The sequence below is a fragment of the Nostoc sp. FACHB-152 genome, from assembly GCF_014697475.1.
GTDB lineage: Bacteria > Cyanobacteriota > Cyanobacteriia > Cyanobacteriales > Nostocaceae > Nostoc_B.
In genome coordinates this window covers 11,867-24,690 of the sequence record NZ_JACJRV010000003.1, presented here as the reverse complement: position 1 = coordinate 24,690, position 12,824 = coordinate 11,867, and the positions used below count along the sequence as shown (strand labels likewise).

Here is a 12,824-nt window from a genome sequence, read left to right as displayed (position 1 = left end):
AAAACCACGGTCAAAATATAGTAAACACTCCCATGTTTTTGTTACATATCTTTATGATATTTATTTTATAAATAGTTTCCAGAAAAAGTATGTTTTTCTGATGAACATGGATTGAATTAGAGTTTAATAAATTATTGCTAAATATATATATAAAAGTAAAAGTAGAGATACATAATTTTTATCTCTACTTTTATTGTTAATGTTTATTAAAATTTTATTACAACAGCAACATTAAACCCTGGCATTATCAACAAAGCGAATTCTCAAATAATCATCTTCCATCTTTGCTCCACCGGGTTGTAGTGCAGCTAAAGCTTGCGGCAGAACTAGGTTGCGGCGATGGTTGCCAATAGTGATATTTAGCTCGTCACCTGTTTTACTCAGTTGAATTTGGTTTTTAGGAATCCCCGGCAAGTACAGTTCTAAACTATATTGATTTTCTTCTTGCACCACTCTAACTGTTGTTTCTTTGTAGTAAACTTGGCTGGGATCTTCATCTTTGTAAAGAATATCCTTGAGTCTTTCTAATGCTGCTATTCCACACATTTCCTCAGAGAAAAGAGGAGCTTCTTTAACTGGTAGAGGATGGAAATTCTCATGAATTTCTTGACGATATTGCTCTTGATTTTCTTTCCAACGTTGAAAGAAGGGATCTTGTACTTCTGGCGGAATGATTCGATTCGCCACTACTAAATCAGTCGCCACATTATAAAGGCTTAAATAAGCATGGGCGCGTAGAGATTCTTTAATTACCATCTTCTCTGGATTAGTCACAAGACGCACAGAAGTTTGAGTATTGTCTGTTAAGACTTTTTCCAATGCTTCAATTTGTTCATAAAACTCGTAAGGTGCATCCATTACCTCTTTATCTGGCAGAGAAAAACCAGCAATTGGTCTAAAAATGGGTTCCACCAAAGGACGCAACGCTACTGAGATGTTTTGAAAAGGTTTGTAAAAGCGGCGCATATACCAACCGCCCACTTCCGGTAAACTCAAAAGGCGTAAGGCTGTACCCGTAGGAGCTGAGTCAATAATTAAGACATCAAAATCTCCCTCATCATAATGGCGTTTCATCCTTACCAAGCTAAAAATCTCATCCATGCCTGGTAAAATTGCCAATTCTTCCGCCTGTACACCTTCTAAGCCCCTAGCCTGCAAAACTTGAGTAATGTATCGCTTCACAGCACCCCAGTTACCTTCGAGTTCTTGTAGTGCATCGAGTTCTGCACCCCACAAGTTGGGGCGAATTTGCCGAGGTGCGTGTTCTAGTTCTAGATCAAAACTGTCAGCTAACGAGTGTGCCGGATCTGTACTCAAAACTAGGGTGCGATAGCCTAGTTCTGCACAACGCAGCCCTGTTGCTGCCGCAACGGAGGTTTTTCCGACACCGCCTTTGCCTGTCATTAAAATTACGCGCATGAATGAATACGACCTGCCTGAGAATTTTTCACATTTATTTACATTATCGACTGTTTAAAGAAATAAAGGGAACAGGGAACAGGGAACAGGCAATAGGGAATAGGCAACAGGGGAAAAAGTTATGAAGTGTGTAGACGCTCTTAGCGGCTTGCCGCAGGCTAGTATGAAGCCTTTTTCTGGGACTTTCTGCCTTTTGACCAATGACCATTGACTAATGACTATTAACTCAGCCTTCATGCTGGCGGCAAATTCCAAAAACTGAGGTGTAACCGTGTAGGAAGGTTCTACCACCTACGGGGCCAATTTCGCCACCACAGAAAAAGCCACCTATGGGTAGATCTGGGAAATAGCGTTTAAATAGTGCTGAATCGAAATCGGGTTTGCCGTACAGTCCTTCGCCACGGCCTACACAGGAAAACATTAAAGCAGCAATAGACGAAGATGTCGTATTTGTTTGATTTTGATATCTTTCTAACAGAAATTCTAAATCTTCTGCGGAAGCTTCAGCATCACGTAAATGAAATTGGAGACGTTGGCCAGGACGGACAAGATCGCCAATTGCGATCGCACCTCCGGCTGGATCTACCCCTAAAATACTGCGAATTAAAAAATCCCCTTGCTGCAAAGACAGCTTAAATTCATCCATCGCCACACCAACAAACAAAGAATGCTGCGCTAAAGTCCGCTCTTTCTCGCTGAGACTGTTAATTAAATCTCGCAACACTACCAATGGCACTTTTTCATCAAGTTCTAAAATGATGTTGCGTTCAGCTTTGGTGACTTGTATCGGCTCACCAATGGGTCGGCAACCTTGAGCCACAATAGTTTCTAAGACAATATTGCCAGTTAAAGCCAAGCCTACAGTACCTTCACGATACAGGCGATCGTTACAGAACAGCGCAATTCGACCACCCATTCCACCCGCACTAGCCTGTCCCCCTAAAATCACTGAACCAGGATAAGCAAAGTCTAATCCTTGCAAAAGTTCATTGATTCCTGAAGAGAAAGAACTAGACAGCAAAATGAACTGCGGATTTTCAGATGGTTGTACACCAATCAAATTAATCCAAGCATCGGGTGAACTATCCAAATCGGGTAATTCTTCCGACAGAACATGAAAAACTTGTAAATTTACTCCTGGCAGATGTGCCAAAGTCAGACTCAAGGCAGCGTCAGATTCTATTTCTTGAGTTTGCCCTTCAGTTGTAGTACCTATTACTCCACCACCGCTACAACCAATCATTACAGGAACCGAAAGTTTTTCTGCTAGCAAAGGTAAAAGCCGTGAGTACTCACTGGCAAAAGCAGATGAAATAAACACCAGCCCTAAATGCGCTGGTGCTGTTAATGAAGACACAGCCCTTTGCACTACATCTGTAACAGCTGCTTCCAACGAAGGACGGGTTGATAGGGCATTTGCCCACTGCATTTGGTCTGCCATGAGTTTTTAGCTCTTTCTTGTTCGTCGTGCTTTTAGCCCAAGGTTTTGCCGAGGCAAAGAGGCACAAGACTTGTATAGATAGATTTGACAACTGAGGATGAAAAGTTTATCTTCCCCTTTGCCTTTAGCCTAGCTGCCTTTGAGAATAGATATTCATCAATTCCTACTGCATGGAATAAATATAGTTGATGAATGTACTTTCACAGTACCGACTCTACAAAATCTTAAAAGATAGACAAACATACAGTATGGATATCTTACTTTGTCGTACTTATAGCAATCCTATTTGATTTACAAACTGCTTATGTGGATAGGCAATAGGGAATACGCAATAGGCAATAGATTTGTTTGAATCTCATTTAGGACTGCTATAGCAATCATCCAGTTGTCTGACTAAGTGGTTGTGCTTATTGGGTAGAATGATCAGTGATAGTACAAAAACTCACAATTTTTGAACTTTTCCATACTAGTATTAACAACACACAACAAAAGCTATGAGCGATATCCAAGAACAAATTCAAGTAGAAGTAGAACAAGCTCGTGCTGTCTGTGATGTCTCAGGTAGCAATTCTGCTGAGTGTGCGGCGGCTTGGGATGCAGTTGAAGAACTGCAAGCTGAAGCCTCCCACCAGCGCCAAAGTAAGCCAAAAAATTCCCTGGAACAGTACTGTGATGATAACCCAGACGCAGCTGAGTGTCGGGTTTATGATGAATAAACCTTGAGTTGCTAAGTTTTCGATTCATCAAACAGGCAAGCAACCAGAATCTTTTTACTCAGACTTTGTACCTTCATGCTCTTTGGGGTACGTTTCTTAACTTCCCCTTAATATAAGTTGTCATTTTGTACAAGTTACTAAAGTAAAAGATCTGTGAGTTGCTTGTTTTTTTTCTCCAGATGGGTAAAATTCAGTCACCGTAAAGTGCCAGTATCAGAATTACCTATCTTGGCTAAAAGTTGTTGCTGAAGTATCCGTTATAGTAAATATCTGAATCTTCATGCAAACTTTTTATTTATAGTCTGGCAAAAACAATGGAAGAAGTTTGGTTCCGCCCTTACATATGGACTGATTACCGGCTGGGGATAGCATTTACGTTATTTATTCCGCTAATTCTTTTGATTTGGGCATTTGTACAAAAAGCAGAAGGAATACAACGCCTGTTAATGATTTACTGGCGAGTTGCTAGTCTGCTGGCAATTACTATTTACTTGATGATTGCTGCATACCCAGTCAGCTTTATTTCTGGGTTGATAGCACATCTTCTCGTTCCCATTTCGTTATGGTTTTGGGTGGATCTCAATGAGGAAATTGACTATCAACCCAGTAGCCCTTTGAAGTTGATTTTTACTGCTTGGCGCTGGGCTGTAACAGTATATAGCCTGCTGAGTGCGATCGCTTTGCTCCCTTTTATCGGTTGTGCCTTTTCGCAAACAGCAATTAAAACTCCCTATTGTCGAGTTTGGTTTGAAGCCCCTTTAATCTTTAAAGATTATTTCCATCACAATAGCAAGCCAGCATTTCTGGGTTTTCTGGGTATAACCTGTTTAATAATTTATGTGGTTTACTTAGGCTATTTTGTTCTATTTAAGCTTGGTAAACAAGGACGCTCGGCTACACCACAGTAATTAACTAGATAGCATTCTAATTTGATGAATAATTCCATTGGCAAGCGGCTAGAACAATACACAGCTAAACGCCCCCAAGAAGTTTTACTGATCACTGTGGAAATAGATGACGAGCAAGATAAAATTGCAGTCTTCAAAGGTTTTTCTAGTTCTTTGATGCGCCCCACTGCATTTGATCCTGATGTTCCAGTATTACTAGATGCAGCCACAATTATCAGTATCGATCGCATCGCCAGTCCTTATAATCCGGAAGCACCTCGTTATATTGAAAAAGGCATCTCTTGGGAAGCTATGCAAGCTTTGCTGGCGGAAGTCGGGGTTTGAGGGAGGCGGAGGGGCAGAGGAGCAGGGGAGCAGGGGAGAAGAATTAATGACTATTGACCAATGACCAATGACTAAGGCTGGATACACTTTACCTGTGTTTGCTTGTGCTGGGGCTGTGGCGGCGTTACATTGGTTACGCCAGCGTCAGCCATTAAAAGTGGTGGCGATTGATTTGATTGAACCTGCACAAGTCGCAGAAATAGCAATCGAACAAGTAGCAGGGCTATCTGAAAATATGGCTCTGGCAATTACTCGTAGTGACCCTGGTGATAATCTTGACCTAACACGCGATACACCGATTTGGTCAATGGTAGAGTGGGGAGGGGAAACCGAGGCAGCAGTAACTATCAAAGGTGGCGAAGGGATTGGAAAAAATCTCAATGCAGATGAGCGACCTGCTATTTATAGTTATGCCCAAAGCTTATTACAAGAGAATTTGCGGCGGCTGCTAGCACCGGGTGAGAAAATCACCGTGACGATTATTTTACCGTTCGGGCGATCGCTTGCTGTCCGAACTTCTAATGCTGCTTTTGGTGTCGTGGAAGGGCTTTCTCTATTAGGCACAACAGGTATTTCCCAACCCCTAAGTTCACCTGATCAGTTAGCTGTTTTTCGGACGGAATTACAACAAAAAGCCAGCCGTTTTACCAGCTTGGTATTTTGCATTGGCGAGAACGGTTTAGATTTGGCGCGAAAACTCGGTATTAATCCTGAACAGCTAGTAAAAACTGCTAACTGGTTGGGGCCGATGTTGGTCGAAGCTGATGCTTTAGGTGTTAAAGAAATCTTATTGTTTGGCTATCACGGCAAATTGCTGAAACTAGCTGGGGGGATTTTTCACACCCACCATCATTTAGCTGATGGTCGGCGGGAAATTTTAGCTGCCCACTGTGCTTTGGCAGGAATGAAGTCATCAGATATACAAGCAGTGTTTAAAAGTGCAACTGCGGAAGCTGCACTAAAATATCTTAGAGAATTAGATGCTTCTAGTGATAGTGATTGGGTGAATAGAGTTTATAACGCGATCGCCCAAACTATCGATACGCGTTCTCAAGAATACATTCAAAGCCATAATAACCGAGGCACAGCAGTACCCCTTTGTGGCTCAATTATGTTTGATCGCGATCGCAAAATTATTGTAAAAAGCAAAACTGCTTGTTTCGTAATCGAAAATTTATGTTAATTTATTATGAATAATCATTAATAATCCAAATAAATAACTTTTTCCGTAACCACTCTAGGGTAAGTTATTCCTTCTAATACCATGTCAAAATAAATGGCCAAGCAAACGCGTTATAAAGCGTGTTTGTCGGGGAATTTTTTACCATTTACAAGCCTCTTTAGGCAGATAAATGGTATTTTTGTTAGACCACAGTGCAACTATCTACTACTTAATTCAAACTCCCCCATCATGAATACAGCGGTGACTCTACTAACCGAACAAGCGCCTCAAGAAGTAGAAGAATTGAGGCGGCTTGAGCGTCAAATCATTGTTATTCTCGACTTTGGCTCTCAGTATTCCGAACTGATTGCCCGACGCATCCGTGAGACTCAAGTATACTCAGAAGTGCTGTCTTATCGCACTACAGCCGAACATTTACGGCAACTCAACCCCAAAGGCATCATTCTCTCCGGGGGGCCGAGTTCGGTGTATAGTGACAAAGCTCCCCATTGCGACCCAGAAATTTGGCAACTCGGAATTCCTGTCTTGGGCGTATGCTATGGGATGCAGTTGATGGTAAATCAACTAGGTGGGGAAGTCGCAAAAGCTGATCGCGGTGAGTATGGCAAAGCCTCATTATATATAGATGATCCCACCGACTTGCTAACAAATGTCGAAGATGGCACTACTATGTGGATGAGTCACGGAGATTCCGTGATTAAAATGCCCCCTGGTTTTGAAGTATTGGCACATACAGAAAATACTCCCTGTGCTGCCATTGCCGACCACGAGAAGAAACTGTACGGCGTGCAGTTCCATCCCGAAGTTGTACATTCCATCGGTGGTTTAGCCTTAATTCGTAACTTCGTCTACCATATCTGCGAATGTGAACCCACCTGGACAACCGCAGCGTTTGTAGAAGAAGCTATCCGCGAAATTCGGGGCAAAGTTGGTGATAAACGCGTACTTTTGGCACTATCTGGGGGAGTTGATTCTTCTACCCTAGCCTTTTTACTACATAAAGCGATCGGCGATCAACTGACGTGTGTCTTTATCGACCAAGGCTTCATGCGGAAATTTGAGCCAGAACGGTTGGTGAAGTTGTTCCAAGAGCAGTTTCATATCCCTGTAGAATATGTAAACGCACGCGATCGCTTCTTGGCTACCATCGCAGGTGTGACAGATCCCGAAGAAAAACGCCGTCGCATCGGGCATGAATTTATTGGTACATTTGAAGAAGCATCGAAACGCCTCGGCCCCTTTGATTATTTAGCCCAAGGCACACTCTACCCAGATGTGATTGAATCAGCCGACACTAACGTTGACCCCCAAACAGGCGAACGGGTAGCAGTCAAAATTAAAAGTCATCACAACGTTGGCGGTTTGCCCAAAGATTTGCGATTTAAACTAGTGGAACCCCTGCGGAAACTATTTAAAGATGAAGTCCGCAAAGTCGGTCGTTCTATTGGTTTGCCCGAAGAAATTGTCCAACGGCAACCCTTCCCCGGCCCTGGTTTAGCAATTCGCATCATCGGCGAAGTCACCGCCGAACGTTTGAATATTCTGCGTGATGCCGATTTAATCGTGCGGCAAGAAATTAATCAACGTGGATTATATAACGAAGTTTGGCAAGCTTTTGCTGTCTTACTACCAATTCGTAGCGTCGGTGTTATGGGTGATAAGCGTACTTATGCCTACCCCATTGTCCTGCGGATTGTTACCAGTGAGGATGGTATGACTGCTGACTGGGCGCGGCTTCCTTATGATGTTTTAGAAGTAATTTCTAACCGCATCGTCAATGAAGTCAAAGGTGTTAACCGCGTGGTTTATGATATTACCTCCAAGCCACCTGGAACTATCGAGTGGGAGTAATAAGGTAATAATAATTACAAAAAATTAGGTGGGCATTGCCCACCTAATTTTTTGAAGAAAAACGGATAAATTAACGGCTGTGATATCAGAACCTATTAATTGGGTAGACTCGCTTCTTCCTACCAGATTACTTATTTTTTTCCTTCGTGTTCTACCCTTCTCCTAACGGAGACGCTGCGCGAACGGGAAGCCGCTAACGCGTCTATGCGTTCTTTGCGGTTCGATTTAAAATCCTATATTGTTATCATGATTTACCCAAATTCCGTTTCAGCTGTTCTAATTCGTCTTCTGTTTCCCACCGACGGAACTTTTCTTCTAAATCATCAAAACTATTAGAAGAACTCTGAGGTGAATTCCGCCAACCATTGGTTTCTAAACGTTGTTGTTGGGCTTGAGCTTCAGCGCGTGCTGTTTGTGCTTCTTTGGCTTTAGCTTGGACTTCTTGCCGCCGCACTTGGATTTTTCGCAATAGTTCTTGCGACTGGTTGATGCGGTCTTTTAACCCTTGCATATGTCCCCATTTCTGATTCCCTTCGCGCAGGAGGGCGGCTTCTCGCTGTTGGGCGGCTGCGGCTAAATCTTCTCGACCGGCATCTTTGGCTTTCTGCACGCGGATATGCCAACGCTGAATTTCTTGTGCAGTGGCGAGAATATCATCTTGCGATCGCTTTTCTTGAACTTGTAAATCTGCTATTAACTTTAAAGTATCGTCCTCTTGCTGACGCAGTTGCTCTAACAGCGCCTCTAACTCCAATTGTGGATTATTCCGCAAGAATTCCTCTAAACGGTTTTCTAAAAACCGACTCAAATCATCAAATAAGCCCACTGCCAGAACTCCAGAGGTCGGGTGCGTGACTACTTTATTGTAGTCAATTATCACATCCGAAAATTAGTCTTTTGGCCTATTGATCGGTAAGTAGCCGTCAAAAACAGGAAAAAGGGCAGGGGGCAGGGGAGCAAAGGAAAAATTATTTGGATCATTTATTTGGTGAAATGTTATAAGGTCGCCCTTTCCCCCTGCCTCTTCCGGTCAGACAATTTTTAATTTCAGTACTTTAATATCCAAAAGAATAGTGATATTTTACACACACTTATAAATATTTCTTTCTCTACACCCTCACATCCTGACATTTTCAAGTTAAATAACTCTGTGATTGCAAGTTAAATAAATCTGTGATTTTAAACACTTAATTGGGCAAGATAACAATAGCTTTCTAATTCTTATTAATACAATTTTTGAATGTATGAAGCTTTTGAGAAGACCTGTCTCAAGCCTATTAAAATGTGATATTGAAAAAAATTGCTCACGAAATTTACTGCTTCGCTTTGTTCTTGGTGGCACTACTATTATCGTAAGTATTTCCTCTTACTGCACTTATCTAGCTGCACGCAACATGGCGTTAGCAGATTTGAAACAAAGTGCTTTTCAAGAAGTGCAAAGAGGCGTTGATGAAATTGAAGAGTGGTTACACGTCCGCAAGGTAGAGGTACAAACCCTCGCCAATACTTCAACTGTACGCACCTTAAATTGGTCTGTAGCAGACCCATATTTACAAGCAGAAGTCAAGCGAATTCATGAATTTTTCTTTTTCCAAATATCTACCCAGGATGGCTCATTTTCTAATACTAAGGTTGGTCGAACAAAAAAGAATATTCAGGATCGAGACTACTTTCAAAAAGCAATAGCAGGAAAAAGCAACATTTCCGATCCCTTTATCAGCCGTTCCACAGGAATTCCCTTAATTGCGATCGCCACGCCGATATGGGCTAATTCTGAGACTAATCATTCACCAATTGGGGTCTTTCAAGGCAATGTGAAAGTTGACCGCGTTACTAAGGTTGTCAACTCCCTGCGCTACGGCAAGAACAGCTATGCTTTCGCCCTAAATTCCCAAGGACAAGCAATTGTTCATCCTGACGTAACGTTAATGTCAACGGTAGAAAAACCTGCGCCCAGCCTGCTCAAAATTGCCGATCGCAATTTAAATGCGATCGCCCAGCAGATGGTAAATAAACAACAGGGAATTCAGTTGATGGAAATTGACGGCACTCAAAAATATGTCGCTTATGTTCCATTACAAGAAGCTAATTGGTCTTTAGCTTTAGTGATTCCGCGCCAAAATATTGAATCTCGCTTGAAGTTCCTCGACTTGATTGCCTTAGTTGTCGCAGGGCTGACAGTCACCATGATTACTGTTTTGTGGCGCGTGCAAGCATTTGAACAAGCGCAACTAAAAAAATCGGCATCCGCAGCTGATACGGCAAACCGCGCCAAAAGCGAATTTTTAGCCAACATGAGTCATGAACTCCGAACACCATTAAATGGCATTTTAGGTTGCGCTCAAATTTTGTTGCGTTCTCAAGGTTTACCAGAACGGGAGCAATATCATGTCAACATCATTGAACAATGCGGATCTCATCTGCTGACCTTAATTAATGACATATTGGATCTCTCAAAAATTGAAGCGAGGAAACTAGAACTACATCCTCATGATGTTCATTTCCCGTCTTTTATCCAGGGAATTGCCGAAATTTGCCAAATTCGAGCAGAACAAAAGGGTATTTTGTTTGTCTATGAACCCGCAATTAATTTACCTACAGGAGTTCATGTCGATGTCAAAAGGTTGCGTCAGGTATTGTTGAATTTGTTGGGAAATGCCATCAAATTTACGGATGAGGGTCAAGTTACCTTCAAAATTGCAGCGATCGCGCAACCTGCTAGGAAATACAACATTTGTTTTTCTATCGAAGATACAGGTATTGGGATAGCACCAGCAGAACTGAACAAGATTTTCTTACCATTTGAGCAAGTCAGTGAGAAAAAGCATCAGACTGAAGGCACAGGGCTAGGTTTAGCCATCACTCGCCAGTTGGTACAGATGATGGATAGCGATATCCATGTCAAAAGCCAAGTTGGTGAGGGTAGCACTTTCTGGTTTGAATTGGAAATACCAGAAGCCAGTGAATGGGTACAGTCTGCGATGTCTGCATCAGCAGAACAAATCATTGGTTTTGAGGATAGCCCACGCACAATTTTGATGGTGGACGATCGCTGGGAGAATCGCACAATCATTACCAACCTGCTGCAACCACTAGGCTTTAATGTAGTCGAAGCTACTAACGGTAAAGAAGGTTTGGCAAAAGCGATCGCACTTAAACCAGATTTGATCATTACAGACTTACTAATGTCAGAAATGGATGGATTTGAATTGATTCAACATCTGCGACGCACCCCAGATATCCAAGATGTGAAAATTATCGTCTCTTCCGCTAGTGTCTTTGAAACCGACCAACATCGCAGTATCCAAGCAGGCGGTGACGAATTCCTCAGCAAACCTATACAGGTAGATGAATTACTACAGCAATTAGAGCGTCATTTAGGTTTGAAATGGATTTACAAGCAGCCTCAGTCTGAGGGAGAAATCATCAACAACTTAGTTACAGCCGATAATCAATCAGATACATTAATTCCTCCTGCACCTGAAGTGTTGCAAGAACTCATCACATTAGTAAATAAAGGTAATTTCAATGCCATTCTCCGGTGGGCTGATCAACTAGAGACAACTGATCCGACTTTTGCAATCTTTGCTAATCAACTGCGGCAACTAGCAAGGCAATTTAACGAAGATGCGATCCTCAATTTTTTAAATAAATATATTGTAGAAACAGTATGACAGTAAAAATAGCAGACCAAAAGCCTTTTTGCGATCGCCACCCTAGAGGAATTATTTTAGTTGTTGATGATAATCCTGCCAACTTACAAGTTTTATCCAGCTTTTTGGATGATTCTAGCTTTGAAGTTTGGGCAGTTCGTAGTGGTGAGAAAGCCCTTCAGAAATTAAACAACGATCATTTACCCGATTTAATCTTGCTTGATGTCATGATGCCCGGTATGGATGGGTTTGAAACCTGTCAACATCTCAAAAGCGATCCTCGCTCTGAGGATATCCCTGTTATTTTTATGACTGCACTTTCTGAAACTGCCGATAAAGTTAAAGGATTACGATTAGGAGCCGTAGACTACATTACCAAACCTTTTCAGCATGAAGAAGTATTAATGCGAATCGAACATCACCTAAAGCTGAGAAATTTGACTAAAACTTTGATTGCTAAAAACGCTGAACTACAAAAAACTCAAACCCAACTTATTCAAGCCGAAAAGGTGGCAACATTAGGTCAACTCGCAGCCGGAATTGCGCATGAGGTAAATAATCCCATCAATTTTATAGCTGGTAATTTAAATTTTGTGGAACAGTATGTTCAGGAGATAGTTAATTTACTCAAACTCTATCAAAAGTATCTACCAGAGCCACCATCAGAAATTCAAACAGCCATTAAAAAAACTAATTTAAGTTATTTATTAGAAGATTTATCTAAAATCCTTAAATCTATGCAATTTGGTACAGATCGCGTTACAGAAATTGTATCATCTTTGAATAAATTCTCTCGACATAGAGAGGCAGGAAAGAAACTGGCTAACCTGCATGAAGGGTTAGAAAGCACACTATTGATTCTCGGTCATCGATTCAAACAAAATGCTCATCGTCCTGGCATTCAACTAATCAAGGAGTATGGATATTTACCGCTTGTTGAGTGCTATCCAGGGGAAATTAATCAGGTTTTTATGAATTTGATTTGTAATGCGATCGATGCTATTGAAGAAACCCAAAAAAATAAAGCTTACCAGGAAATTACCAAACATCCTGGTATAATTCGCATTAAAACAGAGGTCATTGGAGAAAAAGTTATTCTTAAAATCGCCGACAATGGTTCAGGAATTAGTGAAGTAAATCAAAGCAAAATCTACGATGCCTTCTATACAACAAAACCTATCGGCAAAGGAACAGGTCTAGGTTTATCAATTGCTTACCAAATTGTAGTTAACAATCATCATGGCAAACTATATTACAACTCAACCCCAGGTGAAGGCCTAGAGTTCATTATTGAGCTACCCATCGGAGCATCTGTCCTCAGATAAAACA

The 12,824-nt window shown here is 41.6% G+C and carries 10 protein-coding genes; 7 read left to right on the top strand and 3 right to left on the bottom strand.

Annotated features, from left to right (window positions below):
* Window positions 1-231 precede the first annotated feature (231 nt).
* Together H6G76_RS03920 and H6G76_RS03915 are read right to left on the bottom strand one after the other, a co-directional pair.
* Window positions 232-1,419 carry a TRC40/GET3/ArsA family transport-energizing ATPase gene (locus H6G76_RS03920; RefSeq protein ID WP_190695658.1) on the bottom strand — a complete coding sequence of 396 codons (1,188 nt, stop codon included), beginning with the start codon at window positions 1,417-1,419 and terminating at the stop codon, window positions 232-234.
* Between the two features lie 226 nt (window positions 1,420-1,645).
* Window positions 1,646-2,860: an FIST N-terminal domain-containing protein gene (locus tag H6G76_RS03915; protein ID WP_190695655.1), complete on the bottom strand. Its 1,215-nt coding sequence runs from the start codon at window positions 2,858-2,860 to the stop codon at window positions 1,646-1,648.
* 494 nt (window positions 2,861-3,354) lie between these two features.
* Between H6G76_RS03915 and H6G76_RS03910 the strand changes: the two genes are divergently transcribed.
* From H6G76_RS03910 to guaA, 5 genes are all read left to right on the top strand, one after another.
* Window positions 3,355-3,576, top strand: coding sequence for a Calvin cycle protein CP12 (locus H6G76_RS03910; protein ID WP_190695652.1), 222 nt, complete (start codon window positions 3,355-3,357; stop codon window positions 3,574-3,576).
* A gap of 314 nt (window positions 3,577-3,890) precedes the next feature.
* On the top strand, window positions 3,891-4,484 hold the full coding sequence (locus tag H6G76_RS03905) for a DUF3177 family protein (protein WP_190695650.1): 594 nt from the start codon (window positions 3,891-3,893) through the stop codon (window positions 4,482-4,484).
* 24 nt (window positions 4,485-4,508) lie between these two features.
* A complete protein-coding gene (locus H6G76_RS03900; RefSeq protein ID WP_190695646.1) occupies window positions 4,509-4,808 on the top strand; it encodes a hypothetical protein in 300 nt (99 codons plus the stop codon).
* Window positions 4,809-4,875: 67 nt separating this feature from the next.
* Window positions 4,876-5,991, top strand: a complete 1,116-nt coding sequence (cbiD, locus tag H6G76_RS03895) for a cobalt-precorrin-5B (C(1))-methyltransferase CbiD (protein ID WP_190695643.1) — start codon at window positions 4,876-4,878, stop codon at window positions 5,989-5,991.
* Between the two features lie 228 nt (window positions 5,992-6,219).
* Complete coding sequence (gene guaA / locus H6G76_RS03890) at window positions 6,220-7,842, top strand: glutamine-hydrolyzing GMP synthase (RefSeq protein ID WP_190695641.1); 1,623 nt, start codon at window positions 6,220-6,222, stop codon at window positions 7,840-7,842.
* A 244-nt stretch (window positions 7,843-8,086) separates the two neighbouring features.
* Here the strand turns inward: guaA and H6G76_RS03885 are convergent, their stop codons facing one another.
* Window positions 8,087-8,668, bottom strand: coding sequence for a TIGR04376 family protein (locus H6G76_RS03885; protein WP_190696411.1), 582 nt, complete (start codon window positions 8,666-8,668; stop codon window positions 8,087-8,089).
* A 568-nt stretch (window positions 8,669-9,236) separates the two neighbouring features.
* Between H6G76_RS03885 and H6G76_RS03880 the strand changes: the two genes are divergently transcribed.
* Both H6G76_RS03880 and H6G76_RS03875 read left to right on the top strand, forming a co-directional pair.
* Window positions 9,237-11,516 (top strand): hybrid sensor histidine kinase/response regulator, encoded by a 2,280-nt coding sequence (locus H6G76_RS03880; RefSeq protein ID WP_242056306.1) that lies wholly within the window; start codon window positions 9,237-9,239, stop codon window positions 11,514-11,516.
* Window positions 11,513-12,820, top strand: a complete 1,308-nt coding sequence (locus tag H6G76_RS03875; protein ID WP_190695636.1) for a sensor histidine kinase — start codon at window positions 11,513-11,515, stop codon at window positions 12,818-12,820. The genes H6G76_RS03880 and H6G76_RS03875 overlap by 4 nt, the downstream gene beginning before the upstream one ends.
* The last annotated feature ends 4 nt before the right edge of the window (window positions 12,821-12,824 follow it).

Coding starts and splice junctions, on each gene's coding strand:
- cbiD (WP_190695643.1), top strand. CDS start 4,876: ATGACTAAGGCTGGATACACTTTACCTGTGTTTGCTTGTGCTGGGGCT.
- H6G76_RS03880 (WP_242056306.1), top strand. CDS start 9,237: ATGGCGTTAGCAGATTTGAAACAAAGTGCTTTTCAAGAAGTGCAAAGA.
- H6G76_RS03910 (WP_190695652.1), top strand. CDS start 3,355: ATGAGCGATATCCAAGAACAAATTCAAGTAGAAGTAGAACAAGCTCGT.
- guaA (WP_190695641.1), top strand. CDS start 6,220: ATGAATACAGCGGTGACTCTACTAACCGAACAAGCGCCTCAAGAAGTA.
- H6G76_RS03900 (WP_190695646.1), top strand. CDS start 4,509: ATGAATAATTCCATTGGCAAGCGGCTAGAACAATACACAGCTAAACGC.
- H6G76_RS03920 (WP_190695658.1), bottom strand. CDS start 1,419: ATGCGCGTAATTTTAATGACAGGCAAAGGCGGTGTCGGAAAAACCTCC.
- H6G76_RS03915 (WP_190695655.1), bottom strand. CDS start 2,860: ATGGCAGACCAAATGCAGTGGGCAAATGCCCTATCAACCCGTCCTTCG.
- H6G76_RS03905 (WP_190695650.1), top strand. CDS start 3,891: ATGGAAGAAGTTTGGTTCCGCCCTTACATATGGACTGATTACCGGCTG.
- H6G76_RS03875 (WP_190695636.1), top strand. CDS start 11,513: ATGACAGTAAAAATAGCAGACCAAAAGCCTTTTTGCGATCGCCACCCT.